The following is an 18,474-nucleotide window of genomic DNA, read 5'->3' on the forward strand; positions in this document are numbered from 1 at the left end:
AAAGGTTATTATGTGTTTTTATATCAAAGATAAATTTTTAGTGTAATAAATACAATGCTTTTGAATAATAATATAAAGTAAAAAACCTGAAAAAAAAGGTTATGATGGTCAATATTATAAAAAATAATATATTAAGTATTCAGAATATAGCCCAATCATCCATACCCATTGTACTCAATAACTTCCAGTCTCCGGCCTTTTAATACTAATTTAATTATCCTTCCCATTTAAAATGCCTAACTTTGTTTATTAATATTTGACGTTTCAATGCAGAATAAGCTAAAAATAATCAATGATCCCGTTCATGGGTTTATTAAAATTCCACACGAAATTTTATTTGATATTGTTGAGCACCCCTATTTTCAAAGATTAAGAAGGATAGGGCAGACCGGTCTTTTGAATCTGATATTTCCGGGAGCTACGCATACTAGGTTTCACCATGCCCTGGGAGCGATGCATCTCATGTTTACTGCATTGGAAACATTGAAACAGAAAGGTGTTAAAATTTCTGAAGAAGAAGAAAAAGGAGCAATGCTGGCAATTTTGATGCATGATATTGGTCATGGTCCATTCTCTCATGCCTTGGAAAGTATGCTAATGGACGACTGGCACCACGAAAATCTTTCCTTATTGTTGATGAATAAATTAAATGATGAGTTTGATGGGCAATTATCTACTGCGATTGAAATGTTCCAGGGAAAATATCATCGAAAATTTTTCAATCAGCTTATTTCCTCCCAGCTTGATGTTGATCGATTGGATTATTTAAAAAGAGACAGCTTTTTTACAGGAGTATCGGAGGGGAATATCAATACCCAGAGGATTATTTCGATGATGAATGTTTGTGAAGAAGGAGAATTGGTTATCGATGCAAAGGGAATTTATTCTATTGAAAATTTTTTAACGGCCAGAATGTTTATGTACTGGCAGGTTTATTACCATAAGACATCTGCTTTGGCCGAATTTCTTTTGGTTAAAATCCTGGAAAGAGCAAAATATTTGGTTTCTCAAGGGCATCAGCTTCCGGCTACAGAAAATCTCAAATATTTCTTATACAGAGGAAAAAGTTCTGCAACCGATGAGGATATAGAACGATTTACACAACTTGATGATAATGATATTATTCAGGCTATGAAAGAATGGCAAAATTCTGATGACTTCATTTTATCATACTGGTGTAAATGTGTAATCGGAAGAAATCTTCCAAAAACAATTATTTCGTCACATCCATTTGATGAAGAAATTATTAAAGAAAAAATAGAAAAGACTAATAAATTTTTTGATATTGATAATGGTATGGCACTTGTTCATGAGATTAAAAGAAAACTCTTACCTTACAATACAGAGAAACAGCCTATCTATCTATTGCAGAAAAATGGTAAAAAAACGAGACTACACGAGTCGGAAGATCAGCTTTTGTCAGGGTTAATGGTTCATAAAACAACAAGATATATCCTCATGTTCCCAAGAGATATTTCACAAATAGATTCTTAAAAATTATTAAAATTTACGATCTCAAACCAAAACGTGTTTGCAAATTCTAGAATTTCTTATCTTTGCAGAATATGGAATTTACAGCTTCGCAAATTGCAAGTTTTATTGACGGAAAAATAATAGGTGACGAGAACGCACTTATTACAGGGGTTTCACCAATTGAAAATGGAGAATCAGGACATCTTTCTTTTATAGCACAAGATCGTTTCTCTCATTTTTTGGATACCTCAAAATGCTCCGTTATTATTGTTTCGGAAAAACTTCTGGCTAAAAATAATTACAACCCTACTATAATCGTTGTGAAAGATGCTTATCTTTCTTTCCAAATTCTGATGAATCTATATCAGGAAATGAAGGGAAGAAAAGAAGGTATCGAAAATGGTTCTTCTATTCATGACACAGCTGTGATAGGTGATAAAGCTTATATCGGAGCATTTACTTATGTTTCTGAAAAGGCTAAAATCGGTGAGGGATCACAAATCTATCCACATGTATATATCGGAAAAGGAGTGAAAATTGGTAAAAACTGTAAAATTGACAGTGGAGCCAGAATTTATGATTACTGCATTATCGGTGATAATTGTGTGATTCATTCCAATACAGTGATAGGTGGAGATGGATTTGGTTTTCAGCCAACAGCAGATGGATTTAAAAAAATCCCACAATTAGGGAATGTTATTATTGAAGATGATGTTGAAATTGGTTCTAATTGCAGTATTGACAGAGCTACAATAGGCTCTACCATTATTGGAAAAGGAACAAAAATCGATAACTTGATTCAAATTGCCCATAACGTAAAAATTGGTCAAAATAACGTAATCGCTGCCCAAGCAGGAATTGCAGGCTCTACAACCATTGGAGACTGGAATCAAATCGGAGGTCAGGTAGGAATTGTAGGACATATTAAAATCGGAAATCAAGTGAAAATTCAGGCTCAGAGTGGTGTGAATTCTAGCGTTAATGATAAAGAAACATTATATGGTTCTCCTGCAATCAGCTATAATGATTATCTAAGGAATTATGTTCATTTCAGAAATTTTACTGAAATTGTAAGCAGAATAAATAATCTTGAGAATAACTCAAAAGATAATACTAATGAGTGATATGCAAAAAACACTTCAGAAAGAGGTAACTCTTTCTGGAATTGGTCTTCATACTGGTAGAGAAGTAAAACTTACCATTAAACCTGCAAAAGAAAACACAGGTTTTGTATTTGTAAGAACAGACCTTGAGGGACATCCTCAGGTTGAGGCGGATGTAAATTATGTTGTAGCAACAGAAAGAGGAACAACATTAGAAAAGCTGGGAGTAAAGATTACAACTTGTGAACATCTTTTAGCAGCTTTAGTAGGTTGTGATATTGATAACGCAATCTTAGAAATGGATGCCTCTGAGCCTCCAATTTTGGATGGATCTTCAAAATTCTTTGTGGAAGCTATCGAAAGTGTAGGGGTTACAGAGCAAAGTGTAGCCAGAGAATACCTGGTAGTAAAAGAAGTTCTTACTTATAGTGATCCGGCTACCGGTTCGGAAATTACAATTATCCCTTCAGATACATACGAAGTAACGACTATGGTAGATTTTGGAACCAAAGTATTGGGAACCCAAAATGCTACTCTTAAAAATATTTCTGAGTTTAAAGATGAAATCTCTTCTGCAAGAACATTCAGTTTCCTGCACGAATTGGAAATGCTTTTAGATCATGGATTGATCAAAGGAGGAGATATCTCCAATGCTATTGTATATGTAGATAAAGATCTTACTCCGGAAACTACAGAAAAATTGAAAAAAGCATTTGGAAAAGATAACGTTTCTATCAGACCAAATGGTATTTTGGATAACCTAAACCTAAACTATCCTAACGAAGCTGCAAGACATAAATTACTAGATGTAATTGGTGACTTGGCATTAGCCGGGGTGAAAATCAAAGGAAAAGTTATTGCTAATAAACCAGGACATTATGTAAATACGCAGTTTGCTAAAAAGCTGAACCGTCAATGGAAATTACAGAAGAAAAAAAATGTTCCTGATTTTGATTTAACTAAAGAGCCGGTGTTTGATATCAACGGAATTATGAAGTTAATGCCTCATAGACCCCCGTTCTTATTGATCGATAAAGTTCTTGAACTTTCAGATTCACATGTAGTAGGATTGAAAAATGTTACAATGAATGAACCTTTCTTCGTTGGACATTTCCCTAAAGAGCCTGTAATGCCAGGAGTTCTTCAAGTGGAAGCACTAGCCCAAACCGGAGGTATTCTGGTGCTGGCAAGTGTTCCGGATCCGGAAAACTATTCTACTTATTTTATCAAAATAGATAAAGTGAAATTCAAGAGAAAAGTAGTTCCGGGTGATACTATTATTTTCAAAATTGAATTGATAGAGCCTATCAGAAGAGGTATCGTTCACATGCAAGGGTACGGATATGTAGGAGATACAGTGGCAGTAGAAGCGGAGCTAATGGCTCAAGTTGCAAAAAATAAAGTTGATTAAATGATTCATCAGTTAGCAGCCGTAGATAAACGTGCGAAAATCAGCAAAAATGTAATTGTAGAACCATTTACTACAATTGCAGGAGATGTAGAAATTGGAGAAGGTACATGGATTGGTCCCAATGTTACCATTATGGAGGGGGCAAGAATCGGAAAAGATTGTAAAATCTTTCCCGGAACAGTAATTTCTGCAATTCCTCAGGACTTAAAGTTTGATGGAGAAGATACACAAACCATTATTGGAGATAATACGACTTTAAGAGAATGTGTTACCATCAACAGAGGAACAAAAGCATTAGGATATACGAAAGTAGGAAGTAACTGTCTTATTATGGCAACTTCGCACGTGGCTCACGACTGTATCATCGGAGATAATGTAATTATCGCTAATGGTTGTGGTATTGCAGGACATGTGGAGATCGGTGATTTTACAGTAATGGGTGGTTTGTCAGCTGTTCAACAGTTTGGTAAAATCGGAAAACATACAATGATTTCAGGAGGTTCCCTGATCAGAAAAGATATTCCTCCTTACGTAAAAGTAGCGAGAGACCCAATCTCTTATGCAGGTATTAATTCTGTTGGTTTAAGAAGAAGAGGATTTTCTAATGAAAAAATCTTTGAAATCCAAAAAATTTACAGAGCTATTTTCCAGATGAAAATGAATGTTTCTCAAGCTTTAGCATATATTGAAAAAGAAATGCTTCCTACCGCTGAAAGAGATGAAATCTTACAATTCATTCAAAACTCCCCGAGAGGTATTGTAAAAGGGTACGGAACAGGTAAAGAGTAATAACAATATGATACGAATCCTTTTCATATTAAGTTTTATTTTACTTTCAACCGGTTGGGCTTTTGGTCAAGTAAAATTGCAGGGAGATACTGTAAATTTGACTCAGGATATGAAATATTTGAATTCGTTCAGTATCCATCAAAAACAAGATACTTTGACAGATCAGTTAGTGAAAAACACAAACCTGAATATCAATCAAAGTTTAAAAGCTGTTTATGTTAAAAATAATGGTTTTAAAAAAGAAGTAGATTATTTTAAATCTAACGAAAATGTTTTTGAAAATGAATTTGGAAGGATAAAAATAAATGAAACACCACGTGACAGAATTGAGTCCGTTCTAAACATAATTTTAAATAAGTAATATAATATATTAATGGCAACAAGCAACGATATCAGAAAAGGGCTTTGCATCGAGTATAGCAATGATATTTTTAAAGTAATCGAGTTCCTTCACGTAAAACCAGGAAAAGGACCTGCTTTCGTAAGAACAAAATTAAAGTCAGTAACCAACGGTAAAGTAATTGATAATACTTTCTCTGCAGGGCACAAAATTGACGAAGTAAAAGTAATTACCAGAAAGTTCCAATATCTTTATGATGACGAGAATGGATTCCACTTCATGAATAATGACGATTTCTCTCAGTTATACATCAACAAAGAAATGATTGAGAACGCTCAGTTTATGAAAGCTGGTGAAGAAGTAACCATCATTTTGAAAGAAGCTGATGAAACGCCTCTTTCTGCTGAACTTCCACAATCAGTATATCTTGACGTTATCGAGGCTGATCCAGGTGTAAAAGGAAACACTGCAACAAACGCTCTTAAAAACGCAATCGTTGAAACAGGAGCAAGAGTAATGGTTCCTTTGTTCATTGAACCGGGAGACAAAATTAAAGTAAGCACTGAAGACGGTAGCTACTTAGAAAGAGTAAAAGAATAAATAAAATTTACATAAATTCGGTTTGCATTAGCAGTCCGAATTTTGTTTTATAAGAAAAACTATTGTTATGAGATTTCATTCTCCGCAAAAGCTTAAAACGATTGCAGATTTAATAGGCTCAAAATTCGTGGGACCGGAAGACTTTGAAGTTTTGGGTTCTAACGAAATTCATATGGTAAAACCGGGAGATATTGTGTTTGTCAACCATCCCAAATATTATGATAAAGCGTTAAATTCTGCAGCGACTATTATTTTAATTGATAAAGAAGTTGATTGTCCAGAAGGCAAGGCTCTTTTAGTGTCTGATGATCCTTTCAGGGATTTCAATAAAATCAATACACATTTTACAAGAATATATAATTTCACAGAAGAACTTCATGATGCAGAAATTGGAGACGGAACAAAGATTCATCCTTCTGCAGTGATTGGAAACAATGTGAAAATTGGGAAAAATTGCCTTATCTTCCCTAATGTTGTGATCGGAGATAGAACCGTTATTGGTGATAATGTCATCATTCAGTCCGGTACTGTATTGGGAGGAGATGCTTTTTATTATAGAAAGCTGAACGGGAATTTTGATCGCCTAATCTCTGTTGGAAATGTTGTCATTGAAGATCATGTTGAAATTGGAAACAACTGTACGATTGATAGAGGAGTTACTGACTCTACTGTAATTGGAGAAGGATCTGTTTTGGATAATCTGATTCAGATTGGGCATGATACGGTTATCGGAAAAAAATGTCTGATTGCTTCTCAGGTTGGTATCGCAGGATGCTGTATCATTGAAGACGAAGTAACGATTTGGGGGCAAGTAGGAATTGCCTCAGGGCTCACTATAGAGAAAGGCACTGTGTTATTAGCCAAAGCAGGAGTCAATAAAGATCTTAAAAAAGGAACCTATATCGGGTTATTTGCTGAAGATTTTAAGTCGTATCTGAAAAAAGAAGTAAAACTGAGAAATCTCAAATAAACAATTCCAAAGGTTTTATCCAAAATCAAAGAAATTTGAGTAAATTTGTGAGCATTAATAAAATAATAAATAAATTAAAACAACAATAAAATGTCAATTTTAGTAAACAAAGATTCTAAAGTAATTGTACAAGGATTTACAGGGAACGAAGGTACTTTCCATGCTAGTCAGATGATTGAATACGGAACAAACGTAGTAGGTGGAGTTACTCCGGGTAAAGGAGGTAGCGAGCACTTAGGAAAACCGGTATTTAATACAGTAGCTGACGCTGTTGAAAAAGCAGGAGCAAACGTTAGTATTATTTTCGTACCACCGGCATTCGCTGCAGATGCAATTATGGAAGCTGCTGAAGCAGGTATCAAAGTAATTGTATGTATTACTGAAGGTATTCCTGTAGCTGATATGGTAAAAGTAAAATCTTATATCGCTGACAGAGACTGCAGATTAATCGGACCAAACTGCCCTGGAATCATTACTTCTGAAGAAGCTAAAATTGGTATTATGCCTGGATTCGTTTTCAAAAAAGGGAAAGTAGGTATCGTTTCAAAATCAGGTACCCTTACTTACGAAGCTGCTGATCAGGTTGTAAGAGCAGGTTACGGTATCTCTACTGCAATCGGTATCGGTGGTGACCCAATTATCGGAACTACTACAAGAGAAGCTCTTGAATTATTCATCAACGACCCTGAAACGGAAGCTGTTGTAATGATTGGTGAAATCGGTGGAGGATTAGAAGCTGAAGCAGCTAGATGGTACAAAGCTAGTGGATCTACTAAACCGGTTGTAGGATTTATCGCTGGACAAACAGCTCCAAAAGGAAGAACAATGGGACACGCTGGTGCTATCGTAGGTGGTGCAGAAGATACAGCACAGGCAAAAATGGAAATCATGAGAGAGAACGGTATCAACGTTGTTGATTCTCCTGCTGATATCGGTGCTACTGTTGCAAAAGTTCTAGGATAATCTATAAAACCAAACCCATATGAAAAAACTTTTATTAGCCTCAGCTTTGACTTTATCTGCTCTTTCGTTTGCACAGGTGCAATGGAAAAATACCAGATTTGGTCTTACCGCAGGTTTAAACTACTCCAGAGTAGCAAATGCCCATAATCCTTCCGGCCCTAGATACGCTTTCCAAGGTGGAGCTTTGGCCCTGATCCCGGTAGGAAAGGCAAACCAATTTTTTATACAACCGGAACTTTCGTACTATGGTGCGGGAGAAACAGGGAAAGATAGTGACGCTAAAGGAAAAGATGGTTACGACGCAGTATATGCTAACAACTATCTGAGTGTGCCTGTCTATTTTAAAGGATACTTTTCAGAAGCTGCATCAGAATTCTTTGGATTAGTAGGACCGAGATTTAACTTTTTGCTAAGTCAAAATGTTAAAAATGCTCCGATAGGCAGACCTTATTACGATCCTGATGTTACTGATCCGGCTTATCCGGGAGTAAACGGTAAAGCGAAAAGCTTTAACTGGGGAATTGGACTAGGAGTAGGATATAGCTATAAGAGACAATTAGAAGTTGCTGTTAAATATGACATTGGCCTTGGTGATACTTATCCTGGTCTTGCAAAAGAAAGAGGAGGTACCGACAAGAAAAAGTCTGAACAGGTTCTTGCTCTTACGCTAAGCTACATATTCAAATAAAATAATTATTCAGAATATAAAAAAATCCCGAAAAGTAATTTTCGGGATTTTTTGTTTATATGTTATTGGTAGAGGAAAGAAGCTGAGAAAGCAAAATCTATTTACTTCTGTTTTTGAATGCGTATTAAAGTACAAGTATATTGGGTTTCAAAAACAAAAAAAGCAGACTTGCTTATTTGCAAATCTGCCCGTTTTATTTTAAACTTTCTTTACATTTTAATTTATCCTTTAATCCACTTCCAAAGCTCTTTTAGCGTGGCTTTGTTGCCGTACATCAAAATACCTACACGATAAATTTTTCCGGCTACAAATATCATAAAAATGGTTGTTCCCAGTAATAAAGCAATAGATAAAGCAATTTGCCATGCAGGGACTCCGAATGGTATTCTTGCAATCATCGCAACAGGCGATGTGAAAGGGATGATCGATAACCAAAAGCCCAATGGACCATCAGGGTTATTCATTAATGAGAAACTACCATACATTCCTAGCATTAAAGGTAGAACAGCAAATAATGTGAATTGTTGGGTTTCAGTTTCATTGTCTACAGCAGAACCGATTGCTGCATAAATTGAACTATAAAAAATATATCCTAGAAGGAAAAAGATAATGAACACAAAAATAATGAGTGGAAAGTTCATTTCCAGTAAGCTGTGGGATATCTGAGTAGCAAGTTCTGTAATATCAAGTTTGTTCGCAATTTGTTCATTTCCACCCGGAATATTCTTTTGAATGGACGAAAATCCAGTATTTAACACCAATGCTCCAATAACAGACATAGTGATCCAGATGATGAATTGAGTTAAAGCTACCAATGTAACTCCCAGAATTTTTCCCATCATCAATTCGAAAGGCTTTACAGATGAAATAATAATCTCCACAACACGGTTGTTTTTTTCCTCTAAAACGCTTCGCATAACTCTGACTCCGTAGATAATGATGAACATAAACGTAACATACATCAAAATCATACTAAGGCCTGTTTTTACACCGAAGGCAAGGTCAGAATCTTCCTTATTGTTATCTGCAACATTGATGGTTTTCAAACTGAAACTTTTATCAAGATCATCTAATTGCGCTTCTTCAATACCCAATTGCTTGATCTTCTCTTTCTTGATAACATTCGAAATATCAGAAACAATTTTTTGTTTAGTATCGAGACCTATTTTACTGTTAACAATTAATCGGGTAGAGGTTTCAAGTTCATTGAAATTTTGGTTTTTGAGCTCAGGCAAAATCAGAATACCTTCCATTGACTCATTCCCTTTCAAATTATTGATCTTGGATTTTTCATCCGCAGCGGAAACAAAGACATAGTCAAGTTTATCATTAGATTTTAGCTGGTTCGTAAATAAACCGCTTTTATCAACAACTTCTATGATACTGTGCGACTCATTAGCTTTAAACATCAATCCGATTACTGCTCCAAAAGCAATAATCATAAGAGGGGCTAATAACGTTAATATGATGAAAGACTTTTTCTTAACCTGAGTAAGAAACTCTCTTTTTGTAATTAAAAAAATATTTTTCATAAAATTAAGAATGATTACTTACTGCATTGATGAATACTTCATTCATACTAGGGATTCTTTCGTCGAATGATCTCACTTTTCCGACATGCACAAGATCCAGAAGAATATTGTTTTGGTCTGATTCATTTTTCAACTCAAAAGAAATAAGATTATTTTCATTGGATAAATTGAAGATCTCATATCTATTCTTAAAGCTATCAAATTGTTCATGATTCACTTCAGAAAGAGTAATACCGAAAATGTTTTTCTTAAACCTTTCTCTTACATCAAAAACTCTTCCGTCAATAATTTTTTTTGAATTATTTATCAATGCAACATAATCACACATTTCCTCCACACTTTCCATTCTGTGGGTAGACAGAATGATGGTGGTCCCGTTATTTTTAAGATCGATGATCTGATCTTTAATCAAATTGGCATTTACAGGATCAAACCCTGAAAAAGGTTCATCCAGAATCAAAAGATGCGGACGGTGAAGAACAGTGACCACAAATTGAATTTTTTGTGCCATTCCTTTAGATAATTCTGAAAGTTTTTTCTTCCACCATTGATCGATATTCAGCTTTTCAAACCATTTTTTGGCTTCATTCAGAGCATCGTTTTTACTCATTCCTTTTAATTCTCCAAAATAAAGGATTTGATCACCAACCGTCATATTTTTATATAGCCCTCTTTCTTCAGGCATATAACCGATGGCTTTAATATGATTGGGATTCAGTTTTTCTCCATTAATGAAAATATCTCCGGAGTCTGCTTGAGTAATTTGATTGATGATGCGGATGAAAGAGGTTTTTCCGGCTCCGTTGGGACCTAAAAGGCCATAAATACTGCCCTTTGGAACATGGATGCTGAAATCATCCAATGCGACCTTTTTTCCGGCATTATAGGTCTTTTTAATATGTTCAGCTTTTAGCATTAAATTGTTCTTTTACAATTAGTATAAAAAAGTCCTGAAAGTTACGGAATTATTGAACAGGATTAATGTAAAAGAAAAAATCCTGATGATTATCAGGATTTTAATTTATTGTTTTACGATTTGAGTAACTTTTTGCGTATTATCGCTTAAGATATATCGAATCAAATATTTTCCGGGTTTTAATTTTTCAATATTAATCTCACCAGAATTCATATTGACCGTATAATTAGCAACTTGCATACCCAAAATTGAATAAAAAGTCACACTTTTGATTCTTAAAGAAGAATCCTTTGCCTTAATGATAAGGTAATCCTTTGCGGGATTTGGATAGGCCACCATTACTCCATCGTCAGATTTTTGTGAGATGGAACCCGGCTCTCTAAGCTGAGCTTGTAAATTGTTGGAAAACCCAACAAAAGTGCCTACAAATAAAAATAAAAGTAAAAGTTTTTTCATCAAATTTATAATTTCTCGAATATATATAACAAATATAACAAATTCTATAATCTCATACAATAGTTTTTTATAGAACTTGTAGTAAATTTGTAGAAACTTATTCAAAAAGTATTCCAAAATGATACATTCAAGAAATAGAAGACTTAGAGTTAATGAATCTATCAGAAGTTTGGTAAGAGAAAATGTGCTTACAACTGATGATTTTGTAATGCCTATCTTCGTAATGGAGGGCGAAAACATGCAAGAACCGATCCCGTCGATGCCGGGAATTTTTAGGAGGAGTATAGATTTAACGGTGAAAGAATGTAAGGAATTATTTTCTTTAGGCGTAAAAGCTGTCAATTTGTACATGAAAGTGTCAGAAAATCTGAAAGACAATACTGGAAAAGAGGCATGGAATAAAAACGGATTGATGCAGAATACCATTAAAGCGATTAAAGATGCTGTTCCGGGAATGGTTGTTATGCCGGATGTAGCATTAGACCCTTATTCAATCTATGGCCATGACGGAATTATTGAAAATGGGAAAATCTTAAATGATGCTACCAACGATGCATTGGCAAGAATGTCAGTATCACATGCTGAAGCAGGTGCTGATCTTGTAGCACCAAGTGATATGATGGATGGGAGAGTGCAGGTGATTCGTGAAGCGCTAGAAGAAAGTGGATTTACAGACGTAGGAATTGTAAGCTATGCTGCAAAATATGCAAGTTCTTTTTATGGACCTTTCAGAAGTGCTTTAGACAGTGCCCCAAAAGATGATATGGAAGTTCCAAAGGATAAAAAAACATATCAAATGGACTTTCACAATTCTCGCGAAGCATTGAATGAAGTATTCAAAGATATTGAAGAAGGAGCAGATGTCATCATGATCAAACCAGGACTTCCTTACTTAGACATCGTTTCCAAAGTACGTGAAGCTATTGATCTGCCGATTGCAGTTTATAACGTAAGTGGAGAATATGCTATGGTAAAGGCAGCTGTTCAAAACGGATGGTTGGATAATGATAAAACAATCATTGAAAACCTTACTTGTTTCAAGAGAGCAGGAGCAGATATGATCTTTACCTATTTTGCTAAAGAAGCAGCAATGATTTTAAATAAATAATCAAACAATATTCAAAAAGAAACACCTCAGCTGAGGTGTTTTTTTATGAAATGATTTTATAACCAACCTTTTCTTCCGTACACATAAGTGTCATCAAATTGCTTATCACTCATAAAGAGGTATAAAATTCCTTCAATAAAAGGAATAACAGAGGCTATTCCACAAGTAACAATATTAAGCACAAGTTGGATAACACCTTCTCTGGTGTATCCTAAATAAAACTTATTCAAAGCCAGCCAACCTACAAGAATACCTAATAGTGCTGCAGGAATTTTCTTTTCCGAACGATAAGGAATATTGTTTTGTTGATTTTGAGAGTTCTCTGTTTCTGTGTTCGTGTAACCGTAATTTTCCATCTCTTAGTATTTATAATGAATTGATTTGTTTTACAATAAGTAGTTTAATATTGTAAAATGTTACAATGATGGGTAAGCAAACAAGTTTACATGTAATGCAAACAAGTTTACATTAACATATAAGTAAAGTTTATATTTTTGATATATTTGCCCTATGATTTTACGAGGAGAAAACTTAATCAAAGAATACGGTCCTAAAAAAGTTGTAAAAGGAGTTTCTGTACAGGTTCAACAAGGAGAGATTGTTGGTTTGCTGGGCCCCAATGGAGCAGGGAAGACCACATCGTTTTATATGATTGTAGGATTGGTTAAGCCTACTTCAGGGAAAATATTTTTGGATAAACAAGAGATTACTTCTGATGCAATGTATCGCAGGGCTCAGAAAGGAATCGGGTATCTGGCTCAGGAAGCATCTGTTTTCAGAAAATTATCTGTAGAAGAAAATATTATGGGAGTATTGCAATTGACAAAACTTTCAAAACGTGAACAACAGATTAAATGTGATGAGCTGATCGAAGAATTTTCTTTACAACATGTTCGTAAAAACCGAGGTGATCTTCTTTCCGGAGGAGAAAGACGTAGAACGGAAATTGCCCGTTGTCTTGCCACAAGTCCAAACTTCATCCTTTTGGATGAACCTTTTGCAGGAGTTGACCCGATTGCTGTAGAAGATATTCAGAAAATTGTAAGAAGTTTAGTGGATAAAAATATCGGAATTCTGATCACAGACCACAACGTACAACAGACTTTGGCCATTACGAATAAGACGTACATTATGTTTGAAGGAAAGATCCTTAAAGAAGGACTTCCTGAAGATCTTGCGAATGATCCACAGGTAAGAGAAGCATATTTAGGTGAAAACTTCGTATATCAAAGCATTTTAGATAAGCCTAAAAAGAAAAAATATGCCTACAATATCTGGGCAGGAAATTTTGACTCTAAAGTGCATTTGCAAGGATTTGTGGATGAACATTTTGGACAATATGATGACCTGAGACTGATGTATGGCTTTGAAGATATCAGTTTCGCTTCATTAGCCAATTCTGAAATTGAACATATTTTTAATGAAGTGGTAGATAAGAACGCGAACAATTCGTTTGTATTCCAAAGAAAAGAAATTACTTCACAATATTCTTTAGATCAGGCACAGGCAGAATCTAAGGAAGCGAGCAAACCGGAATTACATTACCTGACTACTTATATGTATGAGGGATAACCATAAAGTTCTGACATTTATTCAAAATATTAAGATTGGAACTAAGGTTTTTCTTGGGAATGAATATGGAGTTTTAACCCATTTAAAAGAGCATGAACATTCTACGATAATTCGCTGGGATACACTTGATGAAAGAGATCTGGAAGATTGGTGTGGAATGTGGGATAGCTTTGTGAAAGCAGGTGGGGAAATTGTAGATGAAAATTATCAGTTTAGACACATTAACGATGATGGAAGTCTAAAAAATATAATTTAAAACTAAACAAACTTTTGCTAAAAATCATAATAAAAACGTACCTTTTCTCTTGAAAACGGTACGTTTTTAAGTTTAAACAATTCCTATGGCTAAACCTTTTAACAGAACAATTACTTTATTCGGAATTTATAAACAGCTTGTCCCATTTATCAGGCCCTATCGATTAATGATCTATGGAACCTTGTTTCTTACGTTTCTGGGGGCACTTGCAGCACAGGTGAATCCTATTGTTTTAAAATATACGGTGGATGAGGTGACCAAACTTACTCATCTTCCACATCCGATGACTGAGGGAATTCATATTCTTATCGTCATTTCCATTATTTTATTGGGAAAGGAATTGTTAAACATCTTTATCAATTTCGGACAGAAGTTTTATGGAGAAAAGATTAGAATTAATGTGAGTTCTACTTTAGCCCAGTCGGCAATTGATAAAATTTTGACATACAGAGTAGCTTATTTTAATGATGAGAATCACGAATCAGGAAAGTTACAGATTAGAATTGATCGTGGTATCGAAAGTTTAACCAAATTGGTTCAGAATTTTTTCATTGATATTTTACCGCTCTTTTCCAATGCAATTATCGCTCTGATCATTATGTATATGCAGAATGTATATGTAGGAGCAGTCTCTACCATCATTGTTCCTATCTATTTTTATATAAGTTCTTTGCAGGCTAAAAAATTGAGCGGGGTACGTCGACAGCTTAGAAATCAAAGAGAAAAGAAAACTTCAGGCCTTCTGAATCTGATCAATTCTATCATGGTGATCAAAAGCTTTGTTCGTGAAAAATTTGAAGGTAAAAAGCAATATGATCTGCAGATGGAGCTGATGGAAAGCCAAATGTTTACCAGAAAAACGAACTTTATTTATGATGGTTTAAAAACATTTATCGAGCAGTTTGGAGTTGTTTTAATTATTCTTTTAACGGTTTATCTTGTTCTTGACCAACAGATGACGATTGGAGCAATTATGCTTCATATTATGCTTTTTAATAATGTTTCGGCGCCTATCCGCCAATTGCACAGGATTTATGATGATATGAATGATGCGATGATTTATGCTGAAGGATATTTTGATATTTTAAATGCAGATAACGAAACTGAACCCAATGGGGACTTTGTGGAAAAAGAAATCAAGGGCACTTTTGAGTTAAAAAATGTTGACTTTACTTATCCTAACGGAACAAAAGCTCTTCATAATGTTTCGATGAAGATTGAAAATGGGAAAACGACAGCTCTGGTAGGGCTGAGTGGAGCAGGAAAATCAACGGTTATTAATCTTTTATGTAAATTCTACCTTCCGGATTCCGGAGAAATTGTTTTGGATGGTGTTAATTTGAATGAATATAACAACACCTTTTTGAGAAGTGATCTTGGACTGGTACTTCAGAAAAATCATATTTTTCAGGGAAGCATTGAAGACAATATCCGTTATGGAGATATGAATGCCGACTTTAATAAAATTGAAGAAGCTGCTAAAAAAGCTTATCTGCATGATCAGATTATGGATCTTCCGGATCAGTATCAGCATGATGCTACCCAGCTTTCAGGAGGACAGCAACAGAGAATTGCGATTGCCAGATTATTTCTGAAAAATCCTCCGATTATTTTCCTGGATGAGCCTACAGCAAGTTTGGATGCTATTGCTACGGAACAAATCAAAAATTCTTTGGATGCCATAAAAGAAGGAAGAACTGTTATTATTATTTCACATTCTTTATCTCAGATTCTGGATTCGGATGTGATTTATGTAATGAAAAAGGGACGAATCGTAGAAAATGGAACTCATGATGAATTGTATAATAAAGATGGTGTTTATCGTGAGATTTTTGACGCTTCAGCACGCAGTTTAAATTTAGATAAATTGGTCAATACTCTTAAAGATAATTAATAATTTTGCTAACCATCAATTTTAAGTCTGCAATAGTAAACCCATGAACGATCATTACTTGAAAAAACTCGATAGAGTAACAGCTATTCTTACCCAGCTGCAATCTAAATCTCTTGTAAGAGCTCAGGATCTTGCAGAAAAATTTGATGTAAGTATCCGAACGATTTATCGGGATGTGAAAACCCTTGAAAATGCCGGAATTCCTATTGTAGGAGAAGCTGGAAATGGATATTCGCTGATGGATGGGTATAAGCTTCCACCTGTTATGTTTACTAAAGAAGAAGTATTGAGCTTCATCACTGCTGAAAAACTGATGCAGAAATTTTCCCATCAAAGTCTGGGGAGTCATTATCAGACTGCCATGGAAAAGGTACGTTCTGTGCTAAGACATTCGGATAAGAATCTAATCCGGAATATCGAAAAACAGATTGATGTTTTTAACTTTCATGCACAGACTGAAGATTCTCTTAAAAATGTGATTCCTATTATCCTGGAAAGTATTGCAGAGAAAACTCAATTGAATATAGAATATCAAACAGTAGACTCACGAGTAACGACCAGAACAATTGAAACGGTCGGAGTTTTCTTTGAATTTAATTTTTGGTATATCATGGCATATTGTACTTTAAGAAATGATTTCAGACAGTTCAGAATAGACAGGATCTTAAAAATTTCCAAAACACAAACTCCTTTTTTACAGGAATATGGCCAGGTAAATGATTACCGAAAAAAAACACATGGGAATAAAGTTATGGCTAAAATTTTAGTGGATAAAAAGATTATGTCCCATATTGTTAACTCCAAAAAATATTATGGATTGACGAAGGAATCGGAAACAGAAAATGGAGTGGAACTCACTTTCGAAACAGAATGGATTGACGATGGTTTCCCACGTTGGCTTATTACTTTTGCTGATTATGCTACTGTTTTAGAACCGGAAAGTCTCCGTACAAAACTGAATGAGCTTCTCATAAAAATGACAGAAAGACATCAATAAACCCCAACAGATCACTGTTGAGGTTTGATTTTATTGACAAATAGATGAAATGGTTTATTTTTTATTAAAATCTCTCCCAGAAGAAAGGAGGTTCAATTCCTAAGGCTCTTAAATAAACATATCCTTGTCCACGATGATGGACTTCATTATCGATAAAGTAAAGAATGTTTTGATACACAGGAAATTCATATTGTCCAAATAAGTTAAACGTTTCCTGGAAGCGTTCTTCGGTAATTAGACTAAAATAATGGTTGATTACTTCAGTTTCTTCATCCCACTTTTTTAAAATTTCTTCTTTGGTCTTTGGATGAAAACTTTCTTCGTCATGAGCTTCCGTATTGCTTTCAACAATTCCTTTTAACGCAGGCCCGCCGATGCTGATCAGTTCTAATGCCATTTTTGAAAAAGGTCTCATTCCGGCAATTGAAAATTCAAATAATTCTTTTTCAGGAAAAGCTTCAATAACTCTTCTAGTCAGGTTTCTGTGCCCTTGCCAATCTTCTAATAATTGATCCGATGTCATGAATTGTTTTGTGGCTGTTGCTGTAGTGGTCATAATTGTATGGTTTTTGTTTGTTATTGTTGAAACAAAGGTAAGCGCAGGTTGTGACAACAGTTTGTCAGCAGGATTTTTAATACTAAAAAATATTTTATTCCTTTGTTGAAATATCCAACCTTACTTTTCCGTTAAAAGAGAAGTGAATTAATAAAAAAAGAAATTGACCCCATTAGAATAGAATTATGAAGAAGTATATTTTACCTGTTATGACAGGGCTTTTATTAATATCATGTAATAAAATTGAAGAAAAAATAGATCAAACCGTTCAAAAAACAACAGAAACGGTACAGCAGAAAGCTCAACAAGCAGTAGAAGAGACGGTAAAGAAAACCGTAAATGAATCTATCAATTCTTTAACCAATTCTCAGGATGTGAAATTTAATGACGTTTTCCCTGGCGCAAATACCTCTGTTGTTTCTGAAGAAAAAGGAAAGAAATTTAAATTTCCTGGTGGATCAGAGGGATATATCTTAAAATATAAAGCAGATATTGCTGCTTTGCTTCCCATTTTGGAAGGGCAATCTACTTCTGACGAAAGTAAATCAGATAAAGCTGCCAAAAAAATTGACGGTCAAAGTATTATTGATAAAATAAGTCTGCTCTCAAAATTTATTCCGGAAAATACCTTTGATACAAGCTTTTTAGAAGATATTAAAAATGATAAGAGCATTGAATATTATAAGCTAAAAAGATTCCCGAATAGTAGTACGATAATCTACAACCCAAAAAATCAGACCGTAATACATTATGTAGAGGTAAAATAAATAATTTGGATTGGCCGGTTTCTACCGGCCGTTTTTTTATGTCATTTTTGATAAAAATGATTACACGAATTTGTTTTTAATCT

At 34.7% G+C, this 18,474-nt stretch carries 19 protein-coding genes and 1 pseudogene; 15 read left to right on the top strand and 5 right to left on the bottom strand.

Features of this window, described 5'->3' with window-relative positions; genetic code table 11:
- Positions 1 to 267: 267 nt before the first annotated feature.
- From CW752_RS10385 to CW752_RS10425, 9 genes are all read left to right on the top strand, one after another.
- Positions 268 to 1,494, top strand: coding sequence for an HD domain-containing protein (locus tag CW752_RS10385; RefSeq protein WP_101239639.1), 1,227 nt, complete (start codon positions 268 to 270; stop codon positions 1,492 to 1,494).
- A gap of 71 nt (positions 1,495 to 1,565) precedes the next feature.
- On the top strand, positions 1,566 to 2,597 hold the full coding sequence (gene lpxD, locus CW752_RS10390; RefSeq protein WP_101239640.1) for a UDP-3-O-(3-hydroxymyristoyl)glucosamine N-acyltransferase: 1,032 nt from the start codon (positions 1,566 to 1,568) through the stop codon (positions 2,595 to 2,597).
- Complete coding sequence (locus CW752_RS10395) at positions 2,590 to 3,987, top strand: bifunctional UDP-3-O-[3-hydroxymyristoyl] N-acetylglucosamine deacetylase/3-hydroxyacyl-ACP dehydratase (RefSeq protein ID WP_101239641.1); 1,398 nt, start codon at positions 2,590 to 2,592, stop codon at positions 3,985 to 3,987. Before lpxD ends, CW752_RS10395 begins: the two co-directional genes overlap by 8 nt.
- Positions 3,988 to 4,776 carry an acyl-ACP--UDP-N-acetylglucosamine O-acyltransferase gene (gene lpxA / locus CW752_RS10400; RefSeq protein ID WP_101239642.1) on the top strand — a complete coding sequence of 263 codons (789 nt, stop codon included), beginning with the start codon at positions 3,988 to 3,990 and terminating at the stop codon, positions 4,774 to 4,776.
- A gap of 7 nt (positions 4,777 to 4,783) precedes the next feature.
- Complete coding sequence (locus CW752_RS10405; RefSeq protein ID WP_101239643.1) at positions 4,784 to 5,137, top strand: hypothetical protein; 354 nt, start codon at positions 4,784 to 4,786, stop codon at positions 5,135 to 5,137.
- Between the two features lie 12 nt (positions 5,138 to 5,149).
- Positions 5,150 to 5,716: an elongation factor P gene (gene efp / locus CW752_RS10410; protein WP_101239644.1), complete on the top strand. Its 567-nt coding sequence runs from the start codon at positions 5,150 to 5,152 to the stop codon at positions 5,714 to 5,716.
- Between the two features lie 67 nt (positions 5,717 to 5,783).
- The gene (locus tag CW752_RS10415; RefSeq protein WP_101239645.1) at positions 5,784 to 6,686 is read left to right on the top strand and encodes a UDP-3-O-(3-hydroxymyristoyl)glucosamine N-acyltransferase; all 903 of its coding nucleotides are present in this window, start codon (positions 5,784 to 5,786) and stop codon (positions 6,684 to 6,686) included.
- Positions 6,687 to 6,776: 90 nt separating this feature from the next.
- On the top strand, positions 6,777 to 7,649 hold the full coding sequence (gene sucD, locus CW752_RS10420) for a succinate--CoA ligase subunit alpha (protein WP_066698256.1): 873 nt from the start codon (positions 6,777 to 6,779) through the stop codon (positions 7,647 to 7,649).
- A 19-nt stretch (positions 7,650 to 7,668) separates the two neighbouring features.
- Entirely contained in the window at positions 7,669 to 8,337 is a 669-nt protein-coding gene (locus CW752_RS10425) for a porin family protein (RefSeq protein ID WP_101239646.1), read from the top strand.
- A 221-nt stretch (positions 8,338 to 8,558) separates the two neighbouring features.
- Here the strand turns inward: CW752_RS10425 and CW752_RS10430 are convergent, their stop codons facing one another.
- From CW752_RS10430 to CW752_RS10440, 3 genes are all read right to left on the bottom strand, one after another.
- Complete coding sequence (locus tag CW752_RS10430) at positions 8,559 to 9,869, bottom strand: ABC transporter permease (protein ID WP_101239647.1); 1,311 nt, start codon at positions 9,867 to 9,869, stop codon at positions 8,559 to 8,561.
- A 4-nt stretch (positions 9,870 to 9,873) separates the two neighbouring features.
- Entirely contained in the window at positions 9,874 to 10,785 is a 912-nt protein-coding gene (locus CW752_RS10435; RefSeq protein ID WP_101239648.1) for an ABC transporter ATP-binding protein, read from the bottom strand.
- Positions 10,786 to 10,890: 105 nt separating this feature from the next.
- Positions 10,891 to 11,241 (bottom strand): T9SS type A sorting domain-containing protein, encoded by a 351-nt coding sequence (locus tag CW752_RS10440; protein ID WP_101239649.1) that lies wholly within the window; start codon positions 11,239 to 11,241, stop codon positions 10,891 to 10,893.
- A gap of 118 nt (positions 11,242 to 11,359) precedes the next feature.
- Here CW752_RS10440 and hemB point away from each other — a divergent pair, with 118 nt between their 5' ends.
- Entirely contained in the window at positions 11,360 to 12,349 is a 990-nt protein-coding gene (hemB, locus tag CW752_RS10445) for a porphobilinogen synthase (protein ID WP_101239650.1), read from the top strand.
- Between the two features lie 56 nt (positions 12,350 to 12,405).
- Here the strand turns inward: hemB and CW752_RS10450 are convergent, their stop codons facing one another.
- Positions 12,406 to 12,705, bottom strand: coding sequence for a TM2 domain-containing protein (locus CW752_RS10450; RefSeq protein WP_101239651.1), 300 nt, complete (start codon positions 12,703 to 12,705; stop codon positions 12,406 to 12,408).
- 154 nt (positions 12,706 to 12,859) lie between these two features.
- On the opposite strand from CW752_RS10450, the pseudogene lptB reads away from it, so the two are divergent.
- The 4 genes and pseudogenes from lptB to CW752_RS10470 all read left to right on the top strand — a co-directional run.
- Positions 12,860 to 13,585 (top strand): annotated as a pseudogene (gene lptB / locus CW752_RS10455) (LPS export ABC transporter ATP-binding protein); the annotation flags it as partial.
- Between the two features lie 325 nt (positions 13,586 to 13,910).
- The gene (locus CW752_RS10460; RefSeq protein ID WP_101239653.1) at positions 13,911 to 14,177 is read left to right on the top strand and encodes a hypothetical protein; all 267 of its coding nucleotides are present in this window, start codon (positions 13,911 to 13,913) and stop codon (positions 14,175 to 14,177) included.
- 166 nt (positions 14,178 to 14,343) lie between these two features.
- Positions 14,344 to 16,071 carry an ABC transporter ATP-binding protein gene (locus CW752_RS10465; RefSeq protein WP_101239700.1) on the top strand — a complete coding sequence of 576 codons (1,728 nt, stop codon included), beginning with the start codon at positions 14,344 to 14,346 and terminating at the stop codon, positions 16,069 to 16,071.
- 43 nt (positions 16,072 to 16,114) lie between these two features.
- Positions 16,115 to 17,068, top strand: coding sequence for a helix-turn-helix transcriptional regulator (locus tag CW752_RS10470; RefSeq protein WP_101239654.1), 954 nt, complete (start codon positions 16,115 to 16,117; stop codon positions 17,066 to 17,068).
- 64 nt (positions 17,069 to 17,132) lie between these two features.
- On the opposite strand, the gene CW752_RS10475 is transcribed toward CW752_RS10470, so the two are convergent.
- Positions 17,133 to 17,624: a DinB family protein gene (locus tag CW752_RS10475; RefSeq protein ID WP_101239655.1), complete on the bottom strand. Its 492-nt coding sequence runs from the start codon at positions 17,622 to 17,624 to the stop codon at positions 17,133 to 17,135.
- 185 nt (positions 17,625 to 17,809) lie between these two features.
- Here CW752_RS10475 and CW752_RS10480 point away from each other — a divergent pair, with 185 nt between their 5' ends.
- Complete coding sequence (locus CW752_RS10480) at positions 17,810 to 18,391, top strand: hypothetical protein (RefSeq protein ID WP_101239656.1); 582 nt, start codon at positions 17,810 to 17,812, stop codon at positions 18,389 to 18,391.
- Positions 18,392 to 18,474: the final 83 nt, after the last annotated feature.

Source organism: Chryseobacterium sp. PMSZPI (genome assembly GCF_002835665.1).
Lineage (GTDB): Bacteria > Bacteroidota > Bacteroidia > Flavobacteriales > Weeksellaceae > Chryseobacterium.

What these genes read in the sequence shown, in the direction of transcription:
- CW752_RS10415 (WP_101239645.1), top strand. Translation starts at nt 5,784, where the DNA reads ATGAGATTTCATTCTCCGCAAAAGCTTAAAACGATTGCAGATTTAATA.
- CW752_RS10450 (WP_101239651.1), bottom strand. Translation starts at nt 12,705, where the DNA reads ATGGAAAATTACGGTTACACGAACACAGAAACAGAGAACTCTCAAAAT.
- CW752_RS10405 (WP_101239643.1), top strand. Translation starts at nt 4,784, where the DNA reads ATGATACGAATCCTTTTCATATTAAGTTTTATTTTACTTTCAACCGGT.
- efp (WP_101239644.1), top strand. Translation starts at nt 5,150, where the DNA reads ATGGCAACAAGCAACGATATCAGAAAAGGGCTTTGCATCGAGTATAGC.
- CW752_RS10470 (WP_101239654.1), top strand. Translation starts at nt 16,115, where the DNA reads ATGAACGATCATTACTTGAAAAAACTCGATAGAGTAACAGCTATTCTT.
- lpxA (WP_101239642.1), top strand. Translation starts at nt 3,988, where the DNA reads ATGATTCATCAGTTAGCAGCCGTAGATAAACGTGCGAAAATCAGCAAA.
- CW752_RS10385 (WP_101239639.1), top strand. Translation starts at nt 268, where the DNA reads ATGCAGAATAAGCTAAAAATAATCAATGATCCCGTTCATGGGTTTATT.
- CW752_RS10425 (WP_101239646.1), top strand. Translation starts at nt 7,669, where the DNA reads ATGAAAAAACTTTTATTAGCCTCAGCTTTGACTTTATCTGCTCTTTCG.
- CW752_RS10435 (WP_101239648.1), bottom strand. Translation starts at nt 10,785, where the DNA reads ATGCTAAAAGCTGAACATATTAAAAAGACCTATAATGCCGGAAAAAAG.
- CW752_RS10475 (WP_101239655.1), bottom strand. Translation starts at nt 17,624, where the DNA reads ATGACCACTACAGCAACAGCCACAAAACAATTCATGACATCGGATCAA.
- CW752_RS10440 (WP_101239649.1), bottom strand. Translation starts at nt 11,241, where the DNA reads ATGAAAAAACTTTTACTTTTATTTTTATTTGTAGGCACTTTTGTTGGG.
- CW752_RS10430 (WP_101239647.1), bottom strand. Translation starts at nt 9,869, where the DNA reads ATGAAAAATATTTTTTTAATTACAAAAAGAGAGTTTCTTACTCAGGTT.
- hemB (WP_101239650.1), top strand. Translation starts at nt 11,360, where the DNA reads ATGATACATTCAAGAAATAGAAGACTTAGAGTTAATGAATCTATCAGA.
- CW752_RS10465 (WP_101239700.1), top strand. Translation starts at nt 14,344, where the DNA reads ATGATCTATGGAACCTTGTTTCTTACGTTTCTGGGGGCACTTGCAGCA.
- sucD (WP_066698256.1), top strand. Translation starts at nt 6,777, where the DNA reads ATGTCAATTTTAGTAAACAAAGATTCTAAAGTAATTGTACAAGGATTT.
- CW752_RS10460 (WP_101239653.1), top strand. Translation starts at nt 13,911, where the DNA reads ATGAGGGATAACCATAAAGTTCTGACATTTATTCAAAATATTAAGATT.
- CW752_RS10395 (WP_101239641.1), top strand. Translation starts at nt 2,590, where the DNA reads ATGAGTGATATGCAAAAAACACTTCAGAAAGAGGTAACTCTTTCTGGA.
- lpxD (WP_101239640.1), top strand. Translation starts at nt 1,566, where the DNA reads ATGGAATTTACAGCTTCGCAAATTGCAAGTTTTATTGACGGAAAAATA.
- CW752_RS10480 (WP_101239656.1), top strand. Translation starts at nt 17,810, where the DNA reads ATGAAGAAGTATATTTTACCTGTTATGACAGGGCTTTTATTAATATCA.